The organism is Yinghuangia soli, from assembly GCF_021502675.1.
In the GTDB taxonomy this organism is placed as follows: Bacteria; Actinomycetota; Actinomycetes; order Streptomycetales; family Streptomycetaceae; genus Yinghuangia; species Yinghuangia soli.
In genome coordinates, this window is the sequence record NZ_JAKFHA010000004.1 from 41,129 (window position 1) to 61,507 (window position 20,379).

18 protein-coding genes are annotated in these 20,379 nt (G+C 71.7%); 7 read left to right on the top strand and 11 right to left on the bottom strand.

Translation table 11 applies throughout. The annotated features are described in order from the left end of the window. Positions 1–174 precede the first annotated feature (174 nt). Positions 175–1,272, bottom strand: a complete 1,098-nt coding sequence (locus LZ495_RS09240; RefSeq protein WP_235051550.1) for a WD40/YVTN/BNR-like repeat-containing protein — start codon at positions 1,270–1,272, stop codon at positions 175–177. 272 nt (positions 1,273–1,544) lie between these two features. On the opposite strand from LZ495_RS09240, the gene LZ495_RS09245 reads away from it, so the two are divergent. Beyond that, a complete protein-coding gene (locus LZ495_RS09245; protein WP_235051551.1) occupies positions 1,545–1,892 on the top strand; it encodes a hypothetical protein in 348 nt (115 codons plus the stop codon). A gap of 115 nt (positions 1,893–2,007) precedes the next feature. Here LZ495_RS09245 and LZ495_RS09250 read toward each other — a convergent pair whose 3' ends face one another. The 7 genes from LZ495_RS09250 to LZ495_RS09280 all read right to left on the bottom strand — a co-directional run bounded on the left by LZ495_RS09250 (position 2,008) and on the right by LZ495_RS09280 (position 8,054). Next, positions 2,008–2,538, bottom strand: a complete 531-nt coding sequence (locus tag LZ495_RS09250; protein ID WP_235051552.1) for a GtrA family protein — start codon at positions 2,536–2,538, stop codon at positions 2,008–2,010. A 262-nt stretch (positions 2,539–2,800) separates the two neighbouring features. Next, on the bottom strand, positions 2,801–3,613 hold the full coding sequence (locus LZ495_RS09255) for an amino acid ABC transporter permease (protein ID WP_235051553.1): 813 nt from the start codon (positions 3,611–3,613) through the stop codon (positions 2,801–2,803). Then, on the bottom strand, positions 3,610–4,254 hold the full coding sequence (locus tag LZ495_RS09260) for an amino acid ABC transporter permease (protein ID WP_235051554.1): 645 nt from the start codon (positions 4,252–4,254) through the stop codon (positions 3,610–3,612). The genes LZ495_RS09255 and LZ495_RS09260 overlap by 4 nt, the downstream gene beginning before the upstream one ends. A 57-nt stretch (positions 4,255–4,311) precedes the next feature. Next, the gene (locus LZ495_RS09265; RefSeq protein ID WP_235051555.1) at positions 4,312–5,226 is read right to left on the bottom strand and encodes a glutamate ABC transporter substrate-binding protein; all 915 of its coding nucleotides are present in this window, start codon (positions 5,224–5,226) and stop codon (positions 4,312–4,314) included. Positions 5,227–5,237: 11 nt separating this feature from the next. Further along, on the bottom strand, positions 5,238–6,026 hold the full coding sequence (locus LZ495_RS09270) for an amino acid ABC transporter ATP-binding protein (protein ID WP_308267840.1): 789 nt from the start codon (positions 6,024–6,026) through the stop codon (positions 5,238–5,240). Between the two features lie 163 nt (positions 6,027–6,189). Then, positions 6,190–7,032: a DUF2705 family protein gene (locus tag LZ495_RS09275; RefSeq protein WP_235051556.1), complete on the bottom strand. Its 843-nt coding sequence runs from the start codon at positions 7,030–7,032 to the stop codon at positions 6,190–6,192. Beyond that, positions 7,029–8,054, bottom strand: a complete 1,026-nt coding sequence (locus LZ495_RS09280) for an ABC transporter ATP-binding protein (RefSeq protein ID WP_235051557.1) — start codon at positions 8,052–8,054, stop codon at positions 7,029–7,031. The genes LZ495_RS09275 and LZ495_RS09280 overlap by 4 nt, the downstream gene beginning before the upstream one ends. Positions 8,055–8,230: 176 nt before the next feature. On the opposite strand from LZ495_RS09280, the gene dprE2 reads away from it, so the two are divergent. Together dprE2 and lpdA are read left to right on the top strand one after the other, a co-directional pair. Continuing rightward, positions 8,231–8,974, top strand: coding sequence for a decaprenylphospho-beta-D-erythro-pentofuranosid-2-ulose 2-reductase (dprE2, locus tag LZ495_RS09285; protein ID WP_235051558.1), 744 nt, complete (start codon positions 8,231–8,233; stop codon positions 8,972–8,974). 108 nt (positions 8,975–9,082) lie between these two features. Further along, entirely contained in the window at positions 9,083–10,489 is a 1,407-nt protein-coding gene (gene lpdA / locus LZ495_RS09290) for a dihydrolipoyl dehydrogenase (RefSeq protein WP_235051559.1), read from the top strand. A 69-nt stretch (positions 10,490–10,558) separates the two neighbouring features. On the opposite strand, the gene LZ495_RS44770 is transcribed toward lpdA, so the two are convergent. Beyond that, on the bottom strand, positions 10,559–11,725 hold the full coding sequence (locus tag LZ495_RS44770; protein WP_308267843.1) for a peptidylprolyl isomerase: 1,167 nt from the start codon (positions 11,723–11,725) through the stop codon (positions 10,559–10,561). A 199-nt stretch (positions 11,726–11,924) separates the two neighbouring features. Between LZ495_RS44770 and LZ495_RS09300 the strand changes: the two genes are divergently transcribed. Next, positions 11,925–12,500, top strand: coding sequence for a DUF937 domain-containing protein (locus tag LZ495_RS09300; protein ID WP_235051560.1), 576 nt, complete (start codon positions 11,925–11,927; stop codon positions 12,498–12,500). Between the two features lie 96 nt (positions 12,501–12,596). On the opposite strand, the gene LZ495_RS09305 is transcribed toward LZ495_RS09300, so the two are convergent. Continuing rightward, positions 12,597–13,646, bottom strand: a complete 1,050-nt coding sequence (locus LZ495_RS09305) for an NAD(P)/FAD-dependent oxidoreductase (RefSeq protein ID WP_372498546.1) — start codon at positions 13,644–13,646, stop codon at positions 12,597–12,599. Positions 13,647–14,004: 358 nt separating this feature from the next. Here LZ495_RS09305 and LZ495_RS09310 point away from each other — a divergent pair, with 358 nt between their 5' ends. Both LZ495_RS09310 and LZ495_RS09315 read left to right on the top strand, forming a co-directional pair. Further along, on the top strand, positions 14,005–15,006 hold the full coding sequence (locus LZ495_RS09310; RefSeq protein ID WP_235051561.1) for an LLM class flavin-dependent oxidoreductase: 1,002 nt from the start codon (positions 14,005–14,007) through the stop codon (positions 15,004–15,006). 141 nt (positions 15,007–15,147) lie between these two features. Then, positions 15,148–15,642, top strand: a complete 495-nt coding sequence (locus LZ495_RS09315; RefSeq protein ID WP_235051562.1) for an RDD family protein — start codon at positions 15,148–15,150, stop codon at positions 15,640–15,642. Between the two features lie 52 nt (positions 15,643–15,694). Here LZ495_RS09315 and LZ495_RS09320 read toward each other — a convergent pair whose 3' ends face one another. Next, positions 15,695–16,555, bottom strand: coding sequence for a PAC2 family protein (locus tag LZ495_RS09320; protein WP_235051563.1), 861 nt, complete (start codon positions 16,553–16,555; stop codon positions 15,695–15,697). 332 nt (positions 16,556–16,887) lie between these two features. On the opposite strand from LZ495_RS09320, the gene metH reads away from it, so the two are divergent. Next, complete coding sequence (gene metH / locus LZ495_RS09325; RefSeq protein ID WP_235051564.1) at positions 16,888–20,370, top strand: methionine synthase; 3,483 nt, start codon at positions 16,888–16,890, stop codon at positions 20,368–20,370. Positions 20,371–20,379: the final 9 nt, after the last annotated feature.

Sequence of the window (20,379 nt, forward strand, 5' to 3'; positions counted from 1 at the left end):
TCTCCGCCACTCCACGATCGGGCACCGCACGCGGGCGAACAACGACCAACCTCGTAATGAGCGTTAAGCCCCGCTAACCGATCGAACGCGCAGGTCGCAGCCCCGTCGGGACAGCCGGTCCCGGGTAGTTCGGGGCAGGCCGGGGCAGGCGGGGGCAGGCGGGGGCAGGTCAAGTCAGGCCGGTACAGTCGCGGCCCGCACGCACAGCACGTCGGGCAGGTGCTCGGCGATCCGCTGCCAGCTGCGGCCGCCGTCCTTCCCGACGTACACCTCGCCGGAACGGGTGCCGAAGTACACGGCCGGCTCGGGTGCGTCGTCCAGGCACAGCGCATCGCGCATCACCCCGGTCCAGAAGCCCTCCGGAGGCAGCCCGTCGCCCACCGCGGTCCAGCTGCGGCCCGCGTCGTCGCTGCGGTGGACCAGGCAGCGGCCGTCCGGCGGGAACCGCATCGCGTCCGCGGTGAGCGGGAACACGTACACGGTCTCGGGCCGGTGCGGGTGGACCGCGACCGGGAAGCCGAAGTCGCTCGGCAGGCCGTCGGCGATCGAGGTCCAGGTGCCCCCGCCGTCGTCGCTGCGGTAGACGCCGTGGTGGTTCTGCAGGAACAGCCGCTCCGGGTGGTCCGGATGCCGGGCGACCTTGTGCACGCACTGCCCGAACTCCGGGTACTCGTCGGGCAGGAAGTACGCCCGGATCCCGGTGTTGGAGGCCGCCCAGGTCGCCCCGCCGTCGCGGGTGCGGTAGACGCCGCCGGTGGACATCGCCACCGTGACGTCGCCCGGCTCGGTCGGATGCGGCAGCACGGTGTGCACCGCCATGCCGCCGAACCCCGGCGTCCAGTGCGGCCGGTGCGGGTGCTCCCACAGGCCGCGGACCAGCGCGAAGCTGCGGCCGCCGTCCTCGGAGCGGAACAGCGCGGACGGCTCGATCCCGGCGTACACGGTGTCCGGCTCGGCGGGCGGCCCGGGCTGGAGCTGCCAGACGCGCTCCACCGAGGCGTCGGTGTCCTTGGGGAACGCGACCACCGCTCCCTCCGGGCCGTCCCAGGTGGCCCCCAGGTCGTCGCTGGCCGCCACCAGGGGCCCGAAGTGCTCGCTGGTCACCCCGGCCAGCAGCCGCGGAGCCGCGCGGCGTTTGTCGATCAGCACCGAATACACCCCGGTCATCGGGTGGTGCGGTCCGCTGAACTCCCACGCGTCGCTGCCGACTTCCGTACGGCCGAGCCACAGCCCCTTGCGGGTGCCGACGGCGAGCAGGATGGAGTCGGTCATGGCAGCCTCCCGGAGGCGCGGGTCGTCGGCCGGCGTGTCAACGCCCGGCCCGAACCCTCTGCACGCTACGCCGCACCGCCGACGCGGTCCTGCGGAACCGCCGGGAATCGTTCGAACGAGTGAACGAAATCGGCCGCGGGCGGGCTTGGCCGCGGCCATTGTGGAACGCCGTTCCGCATCAATACCATGAGCCGGTCCGCCCGGCCGGGCGGCGGGGGCGTCCGGGCAGTCTGGGCAGTCTGGGCAGTCTGGGCAGTCTGGGGGGATTCCGGGTGATCTACCTCGTGTACCGCATGCGGCTGACCGAGCGTTCGCGCCGCGACCAGAAGGCGTTCTGGTCCTGGCTGGAGGAGCGCGAGCGCTGGTTCTACCGCGACCTGCCGATGGTCCGTGAAGTGCGCTGGTTCTACAGCGTGGTCGGCGACGTGTACGTCCTGGAGAACTGGGCCGCGTTCGAGGACGAGGCGGCCTGGGGCGCCTACCGCGCGGCGCTGGCCGGCCTCAAGGCGGACGGCGGCTGGGAGGCCGAGCGCGTCACCCAGGACGACTGGTGGGAGTTCCTCGACACCCGCATCGTCACCGACCCTCCGGTGCCGGTGGGGTTCCGCGCGGCCACGTGAACCCCGCGCGCGGGTCGGCCCGGCCCCGGCGCCGACCCGCGTCCGGCCCCGGAAAAGAGCGGAGCCGGCCGGGTCAGGGGGAGTGACCGGCCGGCTCCGCGGGGGAGGGAATGGCTCAGGCGGCGACGGCGACCGCGGTGCGGTCGAAGGCCGGGATGCGCGGCGCGAGCACCGGGGCGACCGCCGGGCGGGTCTGGGGGGCCTTGGCGGCCCCGCCGCGCGCGGCGGCGAAGACGAACACCCGCAGCACCGCGAACCGGCCTATGCCCGCCAGACCCGACGCGGTCAGGTAGACCGCCTGGTCCAGCAGCACGCTCGGCGACGCCACCACCGCGTGCAGCACCAGCATCGCGGTGGTGGTGAACAGGTAGCTCACCGCCACGGTGCCGGTCGACTTCAGGTGCATCCGCCAGCCGCGCTCCGCGCTGCGGAAGGTCAGCCGGCTGTGCAGCTCGTTCGCGACGATCGTCGACGCGACCGTCACCAGCGCGTTCGCGAGCACGAGCGACATGTAGCCGGACAGGAACAGCAGGACACCGCTGGCCGCGAGGCCGGTGCCGCCGCCGAACGCCACGAAGCGGACGAACGAAGCCAGCGGGCCGTTGCTCTTGGCGGCTGCCGCTGCGGTGCTCGCGCTGCTGTTCACAAGTGGCTCCTTCGTCCCCCGCGGACCGGTCGGTTCCGCCGTCTTCCTGCACTTACGACTCTAGGATTCAAATAGGAAGGGTCGGTTCCTGAATGCTTCCTGGATGTCGTGCTGGCCTTCCCTTTTTCAGACCGGTCCGCTGTGCCGAACTCATCGGTGGTGACAACAAGAAACCCCGGCCGGGAACTCCCGGCCGGGGTGTGGTCCGCAGCACACTCGACGGTGGCGGACCTGTCGATCTTGTGACGTTCTCGTGAACTCCTCAGGCCGCCGTGCGCCGCGACCGCCGGCCCCGCTGCTCCAGCCACTTGGCCAGTCCGGAGAGCAGCATGCACAGCCCGATGTAGATCGGCGCGATGACGATGACGACCGGGATGAACGGCAGGCTGTAGTCCAGGTTCGTGGCGATCTGCTTGCCCGCGTACAGGAACTCCTCGTACGAGATCAGGTAGCCCAGCGAGGTGTCCTTCAGCGCCACCACCAACTGGCTGATGATGGCCGGCAGCATCGTGCGCACCCCCTGCGGGATCAGCACGTGCGCCATGACCTGCGTCTTGCGCATGCCCAGCGCGTACGCCGCCTCGCTCTGGCCGCGCGGCACCGCGTGCACGCCGGCCCGGAACACCTCGGCCAGCACCGACCCGTTGTAGAGCGTCAGTCCGGCGATCAGCGCGATCCGCGGCTCGACCTTCATGGCGATGAAGATGAAGAAGATCATCACCAGCACCGGCATGGCCCGGAAGAACTCCACGACCAGCGTCGAGACCCAGCGGACCAGCCGGTGGTCGGACAGCCGCCCGGCCGCGAAGACCGCGCCGAAGACCAGCGAGAGGACCGCCGCCCATGCGAACGCGCGCAGCGTGTTGCCCAGGCCGCGCAGCAGCAGTTCCTGGATGCCGGCGTATGTGAACGCGTTCCACTTCTCGGCGGTGAACTGCCCCGTGTCGAACATCTTGTACACGAACCACGCCACGATGCCGGCCAGGACCAGCGTCGCCGCGATGCCGTACAAGCGGTGCCGGGCCAGCGCCTTCGGGCCCGGCTGATCGTAGAGCGCGGTGCCGTCCGTGCTCACCGGGCCACCTCCCAGTGCTTCTCCAGGTACGCGAACACCGCGCTGATCGACAACGTGATGATCAGGTAGCCCACGGCGATCCAGACGAAGGTCCACACGATGTTGAAGCCGAGTTCACTCAGCGTGCGGTAGGTGCCGAGCAGTTCGACCACGCTGAACGACCCGGCGATCGCCGAGTTCTTCGCCAGCGCGATCAGCGTGCTGCCGATCGGCGGGATCACCGACCGGAACGCCTGCGGCAGCACGATCAGCCCGAGCGTCTGACCGAACGTCATGCCCAGGCTGCGGGCCGCCTCGCCCTGCCCGGTCGGCACCGTGTTGATGCCGGCGCGCACCGCCTCGCAGATGAACGCGGAGGTGTAGCAGCCCAGCGCCAGCACCGCGAACACGAAGAACGGCAGCACGATGCCGAACCGCGGCAGCCCCAGCACCACCGCGAAGAACAGCAGCGTGAGCGGGGTGTTGCGCAGCACGTTCACCCACACCGCGCCGAACATCCGCATCGGAGCGACGGGGGAGACCCGGCAGGCCGCCACCAGCACGCCCAGGACGAGGGCCAGCGCGGCCGACACCCCGGTCAGCTTCAGCGTGCCGAGGAACCCCTCCCAATACGTGTCCCAGTTGTCGAAGAGGACGTTCAACGTCGGATCCCTGCCCTAGTACGTCGTGCGCCGTGCGGCATGCGTGGGCCCGGCCGCTCAGTAGCGGTCGATCGGCGGCGGGGCCGGCGCGGGCACGCCGGACAGGCCGAGCGTCGCGTCGTACGCCCGCTTCCAGTCCCCGTTGGCCTCGTGCCGGGCGATCGCGTCGTCCAGCGCGAGCCGGAACGCCCGGTCCCCGCGCGGCACCCCGATGCCGTACGGCTCCTGCGAGAACGGCTGCCCGGCCAGCTTCAACTGGTCCGGCACCTTGGCCGCGTAGCCCATGAGGATCGTGTCGTCGGTGCTCACCGCGTCGACCTGGAAACTGATCAGGTTGTCGACGCACACCGAGTAGCTGTCGTAGCCGATCAGCTTGACCTTCGGATAGTCCTTCTGCAGCCGCTGGTACGGCGTCGAACCGGCCACCGAGCAGACCTTCTTGCCGTTCAGGTCCTGCGGCCCGTTGATGTCCTTCTCGTCCGCCCGCACCAGCAGCGACTGCCCCGCCATGTAGTACGGCCCGGCGAACCCGACCGACTTCTTGCGGTTGTCGTTGATCGTGTAGGTGCCCGCGTAGTAGTCGACCTGGCCGTTCTGCAGCGCGGTCTCGCGGTTCGCCGAGGTGATCGTCTTGAACTCGATGCGGTCCACCCCGAACCCGAGGTCGGCCGCGATCATTTTGGCGATCTCGACGTCGAAGCCCGAGTAGTAGCCGGTCGCCGGATCCTGCTGGGCCACGTACGGCTGGTCCGCCTTGGTGCCGACGACGAGCCTCCCGCGCTCCTTGGCGTTGCGCCAGGTCGGCGAATCCGGGACGTCCGCCGCCGCGTTCACCTCGTACGTCGGCAACTCGCCCTGGTCCGGGCCCTTCGGCGGCGGCGTCCCCTCCTTGCCGCACGCGGCCGCGGCGAGCAGCAGCGCGGCGCAGGCGAGAGCGAGGAGCCGCGGGCGGGCTCGTGGAGTGCTGCGCATGGTGCCCGCCCTCAGTGGTGGAGGATCTTGGAGAGGAAGTCGCGGGCGCGGGCGCTCTGCGGGGAGTCGAAGAACTCCGCGGGCGGGCGCGACTCCACGATCTGCCCGTCGGCCATGAAGACCACGCGGTTCGCCGCCGAGCGGGCGAAGCCCATCTCGTGGGTCACCACGATCATCGTCATGCCCTCCGCGGCCAGCGACCGCATCACCTCGAGCACCTCGTTGATCATCTCGGGGTCGAGGGCCGAGGTCGGCTCGTCGAACAGCATCAGCTTCGGGTCCATCGCCAGCGACCGGGCGATCGCCACCCGCTGCTGCTGCCCGCCGGACAGCTGCGCCGGGAACTTGTTCGCCTGGTCCGCCAGTCCGACCCGGTCCAGCAGCTCGCGGGCGCGCTTCTCGGCCTCCGCCTTGCCGCGCTTGCGGACCTTGATCGGGGCCAGCGTGACGTTGTCCAGCACGGTCTTGTGGGCGAACAGGTTGAACGACTGGAAGACCATGCCGACCTCGGCCCGCAGCCTGGCCAGCGCCTTGCCCTCCTCGGGCAGCGGCTGCCCGTCGAGCGTGATGCTGCCCGACTCGATGGTCTCCAGCCGGTTGATGGTGCGGCACAGCGTCGACTTGCCCGACCCGGACGGGCCGATCAGCACGACGACTTCGCGCTCGTCCACGGTCAGGTCGATGTCGCGCAGCACGTGCAGCGACCCGTAGTGCTTGTTGACGCCCTGGAGGACGACCAGCGGGCGGCCCGTGGCGGGCCCGGGGCCCGGGGGCGTCGGGGCGGTTGGCGCGTCGGTCACACCGGCAACCCTGCCGCGGACCGGTCGTGCGGGGCGGTGCGGCGCCGGGCGTGCACCCGTACGGCGGACGCCCCTCACCCGTACGGCCGGGCGTGCGCGCGGCCGTACGGGTGAGGGGCGTCCCGGAGTCGGAGCCCGGCTGCCCTCGGTCGGGCGTCCGGCGTCAGGCGTCCTTGCGGTTGAAGCGCCACCAGCCGAAGAACAGCAGCACCGCGACCTCGAGGCAGAACACCCCGAAACCCACCCACGGGCTCAGCGCCGACGAGTCGAACTGCCGGGCGGTGGTGATCTGCGCACCCGCGTTGCCGGGCATGAGCTTGGCGACCCACTCGCCCCACTCGCCGGGCAGCAGGCCGACCACCGAGCCGATCACGAAGATCATCGCCAGGCCGACGGTGATCGCGCCCGCGGTGTGCCGCAGCAGCAGCGCCAGGGCGAAGCCGAACAGCGCCAGCACCGCCAGGTACAGCCCGACGCCGAACAGCGCCCGCGTGATGCCCGGCGAGTCCAGCGGCACGCCGATGTCCTTGTTCTCGAAGAACGGATTCGCCGCGAAGTACCCGACGAACGCGACGATCGTGCCGACCACGAACACGAGCAGCAGCAGGATGAGCGCCTTGGCGACCAACACCGACGTACGCCGCGGCATCGCGGTCAGCGTCGAGCGGATCATGCCGGTCGCGTACTCCGACGACATCACCAGGACGCCCAGCACGAGCGCGGCGACCTGCCCGAACGCGGCGCCCACGGTCAGGAACTGGTCGGGGTGCTCGTCGTTGCCCACCCGGCCCTCGGCGACGTCCTTGGCCAGCGAGTCCGCGGACAGCGAGCAGATCAGCACGGTGATGCCGATGCTCACCACGGCCAGCGCGATCAGCGTCCAGAACGTGGAACGCACGGTCCGGATCTTGATCCACTCGGCGACCAGGAACGCGCCGAACCCGACGCGGCCTTCGGGCGCCGCATCGCCCTCGGGCAGCCGCACCGTCTGCGCGGGCGCGCTCATCGGCCCGCCTCCGAACCGCTCGGGTCCTGCGGGGGACCCCAGCCGCCGGCCGCCTGCGGCGGCCCCCAGCCGGGCGCGGCGCCGGTCTGCGGCGGATGCGCGGGCTCGTGCAGCCCCGGCACCCCGGCGTGGTACTCCACGCTGTCCGCGGTCAGCTTCATGAACGCCTCCTCCAGCGACGACTGCACCAGCGTCAGCTCGTGCAGCCAGATGCCGGCCTGCCCGGCCGCGTTGCCGATCCGCACGGTGTCGGCGCCCTCCACCCGCAGCGACCCGTCGGACTCCGCAGCGGCCTTCAGGCCCTCGGCGTTCAGCAGGTCGCGCAGCGCCTCGTGCTGCGGCGACCGCACCCGCACGTGGTTCGTCGAGTTCTGGTCGATGAAGGTGCGCATGTCGGTGTCCGCGAGGATCCGGCCGCGCCCGATCACCACCAGATGCTCGGCGGTCAGCGCCATCTCGCTCATCAGATGGCTCGACACGAAGACCGTGCGCCCCTCGGCGGCCAGCTGCTTCATGAGGTTGCGGATCCACAGGATGCCCTCGGGGTCGAGCCCGTTGACCGGCTCGTCGAACATCAGCACCCCGGGGTCGCCGAGCAGCGCCGACGCGATGCCCAGGCGCTGCCCCATGCCCAGCGAGAAGCCCTTGGCCGGCTTCTTCGCCACCTGCGCGAGGCCGACCAGGTCCAGTACTTCGTCCACGCGCCGCTTCGGGAGCCGGTTCGACGCGGCCATCCAGCGCAGGTGGTTGTAGGCGGTGCGGCCGCCGTGCATCGCCTTCGCGTCCAGCAGCGCACCCACCTCGCGCAGCGGCGCGGCCAGCTTCGCGTACTGCTTCCCGTTCACCGTCACCTGGCCCGCGGTGGGCCGGTCCAGTCCCAGGATCATCCGCATCGTGGTCGACTTGCCGGCTCCGTTCGGCCCCAGGAAGCCGGTCACCGTGCCGGACGGGACGGTGAAGTCCACGCTGTCGACCGCGGTCTTGTCGCCGTATCTCTTCGTCAACCCCTGCGCCACGATCATGGAACCACGGTGCGGCCAACCGGCCGGTCCCGCCACCAGGCGGGACCGCGGAACGTCCGAACGGATGAGCCGGAGCGCCCATTTGAGCACCCGTCAGGCGACCGGGCGAGACCGCGCCGCAGCCGGCGCGCGCAGCCGCCCCACGCGGCAGGCCCCGCGTCCGGCAGACTGTCCCCGTGAACGGAACAGTGCTGGTCCTCGGGGGCCGCAGCGAGATCGGTACGGCCGTCGCGGTGCGCCTCGCCCGGCGCGGCGCGCAGCGCATCATCCTCGCCGCCCGCCGCAGCGGCGACCTCGACGCCCAGGAAGCCGAGATCCGCGAGGCCGGCGCCCTCGATGTCGTCCGCGCGGAGTTCGACGCCGACGACATCGCCGCCCACCAGGACTTCCTCGACGGCATCACGGCCAAGTACGGCCCGCTCGACGTCGTCGTCACCGCCTTCGGCATCCTGGGCGACCAGCAGCGCGCCGAGTCCGACGCCGACCACGCCATCGCCGTCGTGCACACCGACTACGTCGCCCACGTCGGCATCCTGACCCGCCTCGCGACCCTGCTCCGCGCCCAGGGCCGCGGCAGCCTCGTGGTCTTCTCCTCCGTCGCCGGCGTGCGCGTCCGCCGTGCGAACTACGTCTACGGCTCCGCGAAGGCCGGACTGGACGGATTCGCGAGCGGCCTCGCCGACGCCCTCGCCGGCAGCGGCGTCCACCTGCTCCTGGTCCGGCCCGGCTTCGTCATCGGCCGGATGACCGAGGGCATGACCCCTGCACCCCTCTCCAGCACCCCCGACCAGGTCGCCGACGCCACGGTCAAGGCCCTGGTGCGCGGAAAGGGCGAAGTATGGGTGCCCGGCACGCTGCGTCCCGTCTTCGCGGGAATGCGGCTGATGCCCCGTTCGTTGTGGCGACGGTTGCCGCGCTGACCTCCGACTCCCGACCGGATCGTCCCAGCAGGTCCGGACCCGGGTGCACGGTGACCGGACCGTGATGCTGGGATGGCTTGAGGAACCGAGCGAGAGGGGAATCCGCGCATGGCCGACGGACATTTCGACGTGGTGGTCCTGGGGGCGGGACCGGGCGGCTACGTCGCCGCGATCCGTGCGGCGCAGCTGGGGCTGCGCACCGCGATCGTGGAGGAGAAGTACTGGGGCGGCGTCTGCCTCAACGTCGGCTGCATCCCCTCCAAGGCGCTCCTGCGCAGCGCCGAGCTCGCGCACATCGTCACGCACGAGGCCAAGGGCTTCGGCATCGACATCGAGGGCCCGGTCAAGCTCAACTACGCCGAGGCGCACGCGCGCAGCCGCCGCGTCGCGGACGGCCGCGTCAAGGGCGTGCACTTCCTCATGAAGAAGAACGCCATCACGCAGTACGCGGGCCGCGGCACCTTCCTCGACGCCAACACCCTCCAGGTCGCCGGCAGCGACGGCACCTCGTCGCGCGTGACGTTCGACAACTGCATCATCGCGGCGGGCGCCACCACCCGGCTCCTGCCCGGCACGCAGCTGAGCTCGCGGGTGCGCACCTACGAGGAGCAGATCCTCGCCGACCAGCTGCCCGCGAGCATCGTCATCGTCGGCGCGGGCGCCATCGGCGTCGAGTTCGCCTACGTCATGAACAGCTTCGGCGTGCAGGTCACCATCGTCGAGTTCCTCGACCGCGTGGTGCCGCTGGAGGACCAGGACGTCTCCGCGGAGCTCTCCCGCCGCTACCGCAAGCTCGGCATCGACATCCTCACCTCGACCCGCGTCGAGGGCATCGCCGAGGACGCCGACGGCGTCACCGTCACGGTCACCGGCAAGGACGGTCAGCGCAAGGACCTGCGCGCCGACCAGGTCCTGCAGGCGGTCGGCTTCCAGCCGCGCGTCACCGGCTACGGCCTGGAGAACACCGGCGTACAGCTCACCGAGCGCGGCGCGATCGACATCGACCCGTACTGCCGCACGAGCGTCCCGCACATCTACGCCATCGGCGACGTCACCGCGAAGCTCATGCTCGCGCACACCGCCGAGTCGATGGGCGTCGTCGCGGCCGAGACCATCGGCGGCGCCGAGACCATGCCGGTCGAGTACGTCATGGTGCCGCGCGCCACGTACTGCCAGCCGCAGATCGCCAGCTTCGGCCTCACCGAGGCCCAGGCCCGCGAGCAGGGCTACGACGTCAAGGTCGCCAAGTTCCCCTTCACCGCCAACGGCAAGGCCCACGGCCTCGGCGAGGCGGTCGGCTTCGTCAAGATCCTCAGCGACGCCAAGTACGGCGAACTCCTCGGCGCCCACCTCATCGGCCCCGAGGCCACCGAGCTCCTCCCCGAGCTCACGCTGGCCCAGCAGTGGGACCTCACCGTCCACGAGATCGCCCGCAACGTGCACGCCCACCCGACCCTCGGCGAAGCCGTCAAGGAAGCCATCCACGGCCTGGCCGGCCACATGATCAACATGTGACGCCCGCACCCCCGAACGCCGCGGCGCCCACCCCGAAGCGGGGCGGGCGCCGCGGCGTTCTGCCGGAGGTCACATCTTGCGGGCGACGGTGACGTCCTTCAGGACGATGAGGTCCTTGGGGATGCCGTCCTCGGAGCCGTCCCAGACGCCGTCGGCGGCGATCGCGCGGACGATGTCCAGGCCGGCGGTCACGGTGCCGAAGGGCGTGTAGTTCGGCGGCAGCGGGGTGTCCTGGTAGACGATGAAGAACTGGCTGCCGTTGGTGTTCGGCCCCGAGTTCGCCATCGCGACGGTGCCTGCGGGGTAGGTGGCGCCCGCGAGGTTCTCGTCGGCGAATTTGTAGCCCGGCGTGCCGGTGCCCCGGCCCGTGGGGTCGCCGCACTGCAGGACGAAGATGCCCTGCGTGGTGAGCCGGTGGCACGGGCTGTTGTCGAAGTAGTCCTTGCCGGCCAGGAACGCGAACGAGTTGACCGTGACGGGCGCCTTCGCGGTGTTCAACTGGACCTTGACCGTGCCGCAGCTGGTCACCAGGGTCATCTCGTAGGCGGCGGCCGGGTCGATGACCTGCTCCGCTGCGGAGAACGTCAGCTTGTTCGGCGGCTTGTCGGACGGCACGCACTTCGCGGCGCCGGCCGAGATGCCGCCGGGCGCGGCGATCGTGGTGGGGGCTCCGGGCTTGGTGGCGGCGGCCGAGGACGGCTGCTTCGAGGAGCCTGCGGACGAGGGGGTCCCGGCTCCGGTCGGGGACGGGGCGCCCGCGCCGCCGGTCGCGGCGACCGGGGTCTGGGGGTCGTCCTTATCGTCGCCGTCCGCAGCGGCGTACCAGATGCCGCCGCCGATCAGCGCGGCCGCGACGACGCCGGCCACCGAGCCGAGGACCAGCTTGCGGCGCCCGGCCGGGCCCTGGCCGCCCGCGGGCGGGGTGCCATAAGGGGTGGGCGGCTGCGGCGGGCCGAGCGGTCCCGGCTGCCCGAACTGGCCGGGCTGCCCGAACTGCCCGGCGGGCGGGGCGCCGTACGGGCCCGGGGCCTGCGCGTACCCGGGGCCGCCGGGAGCGTACGACGGCGGCGCGGGCGGGTTCTGCGGGGTGCCCTGCGGGGCCTGCGGCACGCCGTACTGCGGGGGACCGGCGGGCGGCTGCGGCGGGCCGGATCCGTACGGCTGCCCGGGGCCCGGCGCTGCGCCCTGCCCGGGTCCCCAATCCGGCTGCCCCGCCCATCGCTGCTGGTCGTCCACGCGCCCGCTCCCCAAAGTCATGGGCGGCCCTGCTGCGCCGCCGCCCTCGGCCGATGCCGGAGCGAGCCTACGGCGTGCCGGCGGCCGGGCGGGCCGCGGCAGCCGCTGGGCGCGCCGGGGCTCCGCGCGCGCCGCTTCGCGGACCGACGTAGGTTTTGAGGAGGTATGCCGCATCTGTCATCGAGGCAGGGAGACCAGGATGCGCGGGCGCTCGCTGGCGGACGAAGTCCTCAAACGGCTCGGGGACGAACGGCTCGGCAAGATCGCCGGTGCCCTCGGGGTCGACCAGGCGCAGGCCCGCAAGATCGTCCAGGACTCGGTCCCGCCCATCGCCGGCGCCCTCGCCGACGACGCGGTGCGCAACAAGACCGAGGCCACCCGCGTCGCGGGCGCCATCAACGAGGCCATGCCGCCCGGCCCCGCGCACGGATTCGCCGCCGGGGGAGCGGGCCGCGGCCGGAGCCGCATCCCGCTGGCCGGCATCAAGGGCGGCATCCTCGCCCTGGTCATCCGCAAGGTCGCCGGCCCCGCGGCACGCCGCATCGCCAAGAAGACCGGCCTGCCCGCGCACGTCGCCATCTCCCTGGCCGAGACGCTGCTGCCGGTGGTCATCGCGGTCCTCGCCAAGCGCCTCAAGGCCCGCAACTCCGGAAAGGGCATCGGCGCGGTGGACGTGGGCGGCGCCATCGCCACCGAGGCCGCGCTGCCGCCGCGCGCACCCCGCCGGGGCCTGGCCGGGCTCGCGGACCGCATCACGGCGGCCCTGCGCCGCTGACGCTGCGCCGCCGATCCCGGCGCAGCCCCTCGGACCGCCCCGCCGGCCCCGGAACCGGCGGGGCTTTCGCATGCCCGAGGGGGTGCGGACCGGGGCTCAGCCCGAGTCGGACGAGTGCCCCGGGAACACCTTCGCCGACGGGTCGATCACCGTCATCGCGTTGTTGACCGCGGTGGCCGCCTCGCCGAACCCGGTCGCGATCAGCTTGACCTTGCCGTCGTAGTCCGCGATGTCGCCCGCCGCGAACACGCGCGGCAGGTTGGTCCGCATCGTCGAGTCGACCAGGATGTGCCGCTTGCGCTGCTCCAGGCCCCAGCGGCTCATCGGTCCCAGGTCGGCGACGAAGCCCAGCGCGGCCACCACCGCCTGGGCGGGTACGGTCCGCTGCGCGCCGTCCTCCTTCGCGGTGATCACCGCGGACTCGACGCGCCCGTTGCCCTGCAGTGCGGTCACCTCGGCCGAGGTGATCACCTCCACCGACGAGGCCAGGACCCGCTGCACGGTGTGCTCGTGCGCCCGGAACTTGTCGCGCCGGTGCACCAGCGTGATCGACTTCGCGAGCGGCTCCAGGCTCATCGCCCAGTCGAACGCGGAGTCCCCGCCGCCCACGATCAGCACGTCGAGGTCCGCGAGTTCGGCCAGGCGCGGGACGAAGAAGACGACGCCCTCGCCGTCGAACGCGTCCGCGGCGGGCAGCGGGCGCGGGCTGAAGGTGCCGATGCCCCCGCTGATCAGCACCACCTTCGCGGTGACCACCAGGCCGGTGTGGCAGGTCACCACCACCGCGTCGTCGCCGTGCACCAACTGCTCGGCGCGGTGCCCGAGCAGGTACACCGGCTCGAACGGAGCCGCCTGCTCGCCGAGCGCGTCCACGAGGTCCTGGCCCTTGACCGCCGGGAACCCCGCCACGTCGTAGATCATCTTTTCCGGGTACATCGCGGTGATCTGGCCGCCGATCTCCGGCAGCGAGTCGAGGACCGCGACCTTCAGTCCCCGGAACCCCGCGTAGTACGCGGCGTACAGGCCGGTCGGGCCGGCCCCGACGATCAGCAGATCGGCCTCGACCGGATCGGGGACGTCCGCCGGGACCGCCTGGGCCGATACCTCGGCTTCGTCCGGCTGAGCAGGCTGAACAGGCTGGGACACGCGAGCTCCCTCCGCTAAGGGTGTGCGTGGAGACGGTCGAGGGCCGTGCCCGTGCCGACCGGATTCCTGACGGCTGGTCAGCCCTGAATGTGATCAGCCGCAGAAGCCGCGACGACCATACCGACGGCGGTCGTGCACTACCTGCATACGTGCCCGGCGTCACAACCCGGAAAGCCCGAAGTCCCCGCAAAGCACCATCGAGGGGCCGCATACGGCAACGCCCGCACGGAGCAACGGCGATAGGCCGTACGGGGGAGCCCGCACACCGCCGCCCGGCCCCCGCGCAGGTGCGGCCCGGACGGCGCGACGCAAGGAAGAACCTGTTCTCATTTCCGTCACGTGTCACTAGGGTCGCGCCATGCAAATATCGTGCGCCCTGCCGCCCTCGGCGGAAGCCCCCGCCCTGATCGCCGAGGCCGAGCGCCTCGGCTACACCCGCGCCTGGTGCTACGACTCGCCGGTCCTCTACGGCGACGTGTGGATGACCCTCGCGCTGGCCGCCGAGCGCACCAGCACCATCGGCCTCGGCCCCGCGGTGCTCGTCCCCAGCCTGCGGCACCCTATGGTCAACGCCGCCGCCATCGCGCACCTGGCCGAACTCGCCCCCGGGCGTGTCGCGGTCACCCTCGGCGCCGGCTTCACCGGCCGCATGATGCTCGGCCAGCGGCCCATGCCCTGGTCCCAGGTCGAGCCGTACGTCGCGGCCGTGCGCGCGCTGCTGCGCGGCGACGAAGTCCTGTGGGAGGGCAAGATCCTGCGCATGCTGCAGCCGCCCGGCCACGGCGCCCCGCGCCCCCTGGCCGACGTGCCCATCCTGCTCGGCGCCGAAGGCCCCAAGGGCATCGCCGCCGCCGAACGCCTTGCCGACGGCGTCTTCTCGGTCGGCTCGGTCCAGAAGGCCGGCGGCTTCGGCTGGCGTGCCACCCTGCAGTTCGGCACCGTCCTCGAAGACGGCGAACACCCCACGTCGGACCGGGTCCGCGAGGCCGCCGGACCCGCCGTCGCGGTGATCTACCACGCCGTCTACGAGCGCGCCGGGGCCGGCGTCGACGGGTTCCCGGGCGGCGAGACCTGGCGCGAGTCCGTCGAACTGGCCGCCGAGGACTCCCGCCACCTCTCCGTCCACGACGGACACCTCGTCGCCCTCAACCGGCACGACCGGCTCATCTGGGAGCAGTCCCGGGACCTCGCCACCCAGCTCACCATGACCGGCACGCCCGCGCAGGTCCGCGAGCGCATCGCCGAGATGGAGAAGAACGGCGTCACCGAACTCGCGTACCAGCCGGTCGGACCCGACAAGGTCCGCGAGCTGCGCGCCTTCGCCGCGGCGGCCGGTCTGACCGGAGAAGCAACCGAATAGGCGGGTTCGCTTCGCCGGCCGGGCAACCAACTCGTCCCCGGCCATGGCCGAGCGGCGTACCCGGCCGCTATGTTCTCCCTCCCACAGCCTCCGCCGGACCTCGTGACCGGCGGAGGCGACGACCATGTGATGGAGAATCAGATGTCCTACCCGCCGTCCCCCGGCTACCCCCAGGACCCGAACGCCGGCTACGGCTACGGCCAGTACCCGCAGCAGGGCATGCCCGGCTACGGCTATGGCGCGCCCGCCCAGTTCGCGAGTTGGGGGGCACGCGTCGGGGCGACGCTCATCGACTCCCTCATCGGCCTGGCGATATCCCTGCCATTCCTGGTCGCGGGAATGGCCACCGAGAGTCCGGCTCTGGTGTACGTCGGCTACATCCCGTCCATCGGCTTCTACCTCTGGCAGTTGCACAGGCAGGGCACGACCGGCGCCACCATCGGCAAGAAGTACGTCGGCATCCGCGTGGTACGCGAGGCCGACGGCCAGTACACCGGGTTCGGCATGGCGTTCGTCCGCATGCTCGCGCACATCCTGGACGCGCTCCCGTGCTACCTCGGCTACCTGTGGCCGCTGTGGGACGAGAAGAAGCAGACCTTCGCCGACAAGATCTGCGGCACGCTCGTCATCCGCTAAGCGCCAAGAGCTAAGCGCCAAGAGCCAAGCCCAGGCAGGCCGGGCCGGGGAGCTACTGCCCCGAGCCCGGCTCGCCGCCGCCCTTGCGGCGCAGATACCGCTCGAACTCCAGCGCGATCGCCTCGCCGGACGCCTCCGGCAGATCCTCCGCATCGCGCGCCGCCTCCAGGGCCTGCACGTACTCGGCGACCTCGGTGTCCTCCGACGCCAACTGGTCCACGCCCAACTGCCAGGCGCGGGCGTCCTCGGTCAGGTCGCCCATCGGGATCGACACGTCGAGGAAGTCCTCCAGCTTGCGCAGCAGCGCCAGCGTCGCCTTCGGGGACGGCGCCTGCGACACGTAGTGCGGCACCGCAGCCCAGAAGGTCAGCGCCGGCATGCCCGCGTGCGCACACGCCTCCTGCAGCACGCCCACGATCCCGGTCGGCCCCTCGTACCGGGTCTGCTCCAGACCCAGCCCGCGCGCCACCACCGGATCCGACGTCGTCCCGGTCACCGGCACCGGACGCGTGTGCGGCGTGTCGCCGAGCAGCGCGCCCAGCGTCACCACGGTCTCCACGCCCAGCTCGTGCGCGAACGCCAGCAGCTCGTTGCAGAACGACCGCCAGCGCATGTTCGGCTCGATGCCGTGCACCAGCACGATGTCGCGCCGCGGCTCCGGCACCCGCAGCACCGAAAGGCGCGTGGTCGGCCACGTGATGCGGCGCGTGTCGCCGTCCATCCACACCGTGGGCCGGTTGACCTGGAAGTCGTAGTAGTCCTCGGCGTCCAGCGCCGCGAAGACCTCGCCACCCCAGACCTGGTCGAGGTGCGCGACGGCGGCCGACGCGGCATCGCCCGCGTCGTTCCACCCCTCGAACGCGGCCACCATGACCGGGTCCACCAGCTCGGGGATGTCGTCCAGCTCGATCAAGCCGGTGCCTCCTCGCCGGCCATAAGCCGGTCCAATCGTCGATCCGTACGGTCGTTCCTACCCAGGTCCGCCGCGTCCACCCTACGGGTTTCGGCCGCGGCACCACCCGCGCACCGGGTCGCAACACCGCCCGGCCCCCGGGTATGCCCGGTCCCGCAGCCGGACCGGATCGGGCCGCACACGCCGCCCTGTGACGGTGCGCCCATCTGGTGGGACGGAACGCAAGATCGCCGCGGCCCGCCGTTAGGCTGTTCGCCCGGCCGCGCGCGTGCGGCCCAGGCCCGTCCCCGGGCCGCCAAGCCGACAGCCGTCGCACCCCAGGGAGAATCCTGATGACCGCAGCATCCGCGACCCCCCAGCAGCTCCGCGAAGCACTTGCCACCCGCGTCGTCGTCGCGGACGGGGCCATGGGCACCATGCTGCAGGCGCAGGACCCCACCCTCGACGACTTCCAGGGCCACGAGGGCTGCAACGAGATCCTCAACATCTCCCGCCCCGACATCGTCCGGTCGGTCCACGAGGCCTACTTCGAGGTCGGCGTCGACTGCGTCGAGACCAACACCTTCGGCGCCAACCTCGCCAACCTCGGCGAGTACGACATCGCCGACCGCATCTTCGAGCTCTCCGAATCCGGCGCCCGCATCGCCCGCGAGGTCGCCGACGGCTACTCCACCGCGGAGCGCCCCCGCTGGGTGCTCGGCTCGATCGGCCCCGGCACCAAGCTCCCCAGCCTGGGACACACCACTTACTCGGTGCTGCGCGACGCCTACCAGGCCAACGCGGCCGGCCTCATCGCCGGCGGCGCGCACGCCCTCCTCGTCGAGACCACCCAGGACCTCCTGCAGACCAAGGCCTCGATCATCGGCGCGCACCGCGCCAACCGGGCAGCCGGCACCGACCTCCCGGTCTTCGTCCAGGTCACCGTCGAGACCACCGGCACCATGCTGCTCGGCTCCGAGATCGGCGCGGCGCTGACCGCCCTGGAACCGCTCGGCGTCGACCTCATCGGCCTGAACTGCGCCACCGGCCCCGCCGAGATGAGCGAGCACCTGCGGCACCTCGCCCGGCACGCGCAGATCGGCGTCTCCGCGATGCCCAACGCCGGCCTGCCCGTCCTCACCAAGGACGGCGCGCACTACCCGCTGAGCCCCGAGGAGCTCGCCGACGCGCACGAGGTCTTCGTCCGCGAGTACGGCCTGTCCCTGGTCGGCGGCTGCTGCGGCACCACCCCCGAGCACCTGCGGCAGATCGTCGACCGGGTCCGCGGCCGGGAGCTCGCCCCGCGCAAGCACCGGCACGAGCCCGGCGCCGCCTCGCTCTACCAGTCCGTGCCGTTCCGCCAGGACACCTCGTACCTCGCCATCGGCGAACGCACCAACGCCAACGGCTCCAAGGCCTTCCGCGAGGCGATGCTCGCGCAGGACTGGGAGAAGTGCCTGGAGATCGCCCGCGACCAGTCCCGCGACGGCGCGCACATGCTCGACCTGTGCATCGACTACGTCGGCCGGGACGGCGTCCAGGACATGAAGGAGCTGGCCGGCCGGCTCGCCACCGCCACCACGCTGCCCATCGTCCTCGACTCCACCGAGCCCGCCGTCATCCAGGCCGGCCTGGAGATGCTCGGCGGCCGCGCCATCGTCAACTCGGTCAACTACGAGGACGGCGACGGCCCCGACTCGCGCTTCGCGAAGATCGCCGGCCTCGCCCGCGAGCACGGCGCCGCGGTCGTCGCCCTCACCATCGACGAAGAGGGCCAGGCCCGGACCGCCGAATGGAAAGTCCGGGTCGCCGACCGGCTCATCCGCGACCTGCGCGACAACTGGGGCTTCGCGGTCTCCGACATCATCGTCGACTGCCTCACCTTCCCCATCGGCACCGGCCAGGAGGAGACCCGCCGGGACGGCATCGAGACCATCGAGGCCATCCGCGAGCTCAAGAAGCGCCACCCCGAGGTGCAGACCACCCTCGGCCTCTCCAACGTCTCCTTCGGCCTCAACCCGGCCGCCCGCATGGTGCTCAACTCGGTCTTCCTCAACGAGTGCATCGAGGCCGGCCTCGACTCCGCCATCGCGCACGCCTCCAAGATCCTGCCGATGGCCCGCATCCCCGCCGAGCAGCGCCAGGTCGCGCTCGACATGGTCTACGACCGGCGCACCGAGGACTACGACCCGCTCACCCGCTTCATGGAGCTCTTCGACGGCGTCGACGCCAAGTCCGTACGCGCCTCCCGCGCCGAGGAACTGGCCGCACTCCCGCTCGGCGAGCGCCTCGAGCGCCGCATCGTCGACGGCGAGCGCCAGGGTCTGGAGGCCGACCTCGACGAGGCCCTGCGGGCCCGCCCGGCCCTGGAGATCATCAACGACACGCTGCTGGCCGGCATGAAGACCGTCGGCGAGCTCTTCGGCTCCGGCCAGATGCAGCTCCCGTTCGTCCTGCAGTCCGCCGAGGTCATGAAGACCGCCGTCGCCCACCTCGAACCGCACATGGAGAAGAGCGACGCGGACGGCAAGGGCACCATCGTGCTCGCCACCGTCAAGGGCGACGTCCACGACATCGGCAAGAACCTCGTCGACATCATCCTCAGCAACAACGGCTACAACGTCGTCAACATCGGCATCAAGCAGCCCGTCTCGGCCATCCTCGACGCCGCCGAGGAGCACAAGGCCGACGTCATCGGCATGTCCGGCCTCCTCGTGAAGTCCACCGTGATCATGAAGGAGAACCTCGAGGAGCTGAACCAGCGCGGCCTGGCCACCGGCTACCCCGTCATCCTCGGCGGCGCGGCCCTCACCCGCGCGTACGTCGAGGAAGACCTGTACGACATCTACGCCGGCGAAGTCCGCTACGCCCGCGACGCGTTCGAAGGCCTGCGCCTCATGGACACCCTCATGGGCGTCAAGCGCGGCGTGCCCGGCATCGAACTCCCGCCGCTCAAGCGCCGCAAGGTCGCGGCCGCGACGCTCACCGTGACCGAGCCCGAGGACATGCCGGCCCGCTCCGACGTCGCGGTCGACACCCCGGTGCCCGTCCCGCCCTTCTGGGGCGACCGCATCGTCAAGGGCATCCAGCTCGCCGACTACGCCTCCTGGCTCGACGAACGCGCCACCTTCATGGGCCAGTGGGGCCTCAAGCCCACCCGCGGCGGCGCCGGACCTTCCTACGAGGAGCTCGTCGAGACCGAGGGCCGCCCCCGGCTGCGCTACTGGCTCGACCGCCTGGTCACCGACAACCTCCTCGAAGCCGCCGTCGTCTACGGCTACTTCCCGTGCGTCTCCAAGGGCGACGACCTCATCGTCCTGCACGAGGACGGCACCGAGCGCACCCGCTTCACCTTCCCGCGGCAGCGCCGCGACCGGCACCTCTGCCTCGCCGACTACTTCCGCCCCGAAGACTCCGGCGAGGTCGACGTGGTGGGCTTCCAGGTCGTCACCATGGGCTCCCGGCTCTCCGGCGCCACCGGCGAGCTCTTCGCCGCCAACGCCTACCGCGACTACCTCGAACTCCACGGCCTCTCCGTCCAGCTCGCCGAGGCCCTCGCCGAGTACTGGCACGCCCGGGTCCGCGCCGAACTCGGCTTCGCGGGGGAGGACCCGGCGGACATCGACGGCATGCTCAAGCTCCAGTACCGCGGCGCCCGCTTCTCGCTCGGCTACGGCGCCTGCCCGGACCTGGAGGACCGCGCCAAGATCGTGCAGCTCCTCGACCCGGCCCGGATCGGCGTGGACCTGTCCGAGGAGTTCCAGCTGCACCCGGAGCAGTCCACGGACGCCATCGTGCTGCACCACCCGGAGGCCAAGTACTTCAACGCCCGCTGAGCCGCCGCC

Bases quoted from the DNA above. Each gene is read 5' to 3' on its own strand.
- LZ495_RS09310 (WP_235051561.1), top strand. From the start codon at position 14,005: ATGCAAATATCGTGCGCCCTGCCGCCCTCGGCGGAAGCCCCCGCCCTG.
- LZ495_RS09240 (WP_235051550.1), bottom strand. From the start codon at position 1,272: ATGACCGACTCCATCCTGCTCGCCGTCGGCACCCGCAAGGGGCTGTGG.
- LZ495_RS09265 (WP_235051555.1), bottom strand. From the start codon at position 5,226: ATGCGCAGCACTCCACGAGCCCGCCCGCGGCTCCTCGCTCTCGCCTGC.
- metH (WP_235051564.1), top strand. From the start codon at position 16,888: ATGACCGCAGCATCCGCGACCCCCCAGCAGCTCCGCGAAGCACTTGCC.
- LZ495_RS09315 (WP_235051562.1), top strand. From the start codon at position 15,148: ATGTCCTACCCGCCGTCCCCCGGCTACCCCCAGGACCCGAACGCCGGC.
- LZ495_RS09280 (WP_235051557.1), bottom strand. From the start codon at position 8,054: ATGATCGTGGCGCAGGGGTTGACGAAGAGATACGGCGACAAGACCGCG.
- LZ495_RS09275 (WP_235051556.1), bottom strand. From the start codon at position 7,032: ATGAGCGCGCCCGCGCAGACGGTGCGGCTGCCCGAGGGCGATGCGGCG.
- LZ495_RS09300 (WP_235051560.1), top strand. From the start codon at position 11,925: ATGCGCGGGCGCTCGCTGGCGGACGAAGTCCTCAAACGGCTCGGGGAC.
- lpdA (WP_235051559.1), top strand. From the start codon at position 9,083: ATGGCCGACGGACATTTCGACGTGGTGGTCCTGGGGGCGGGACCGGGC.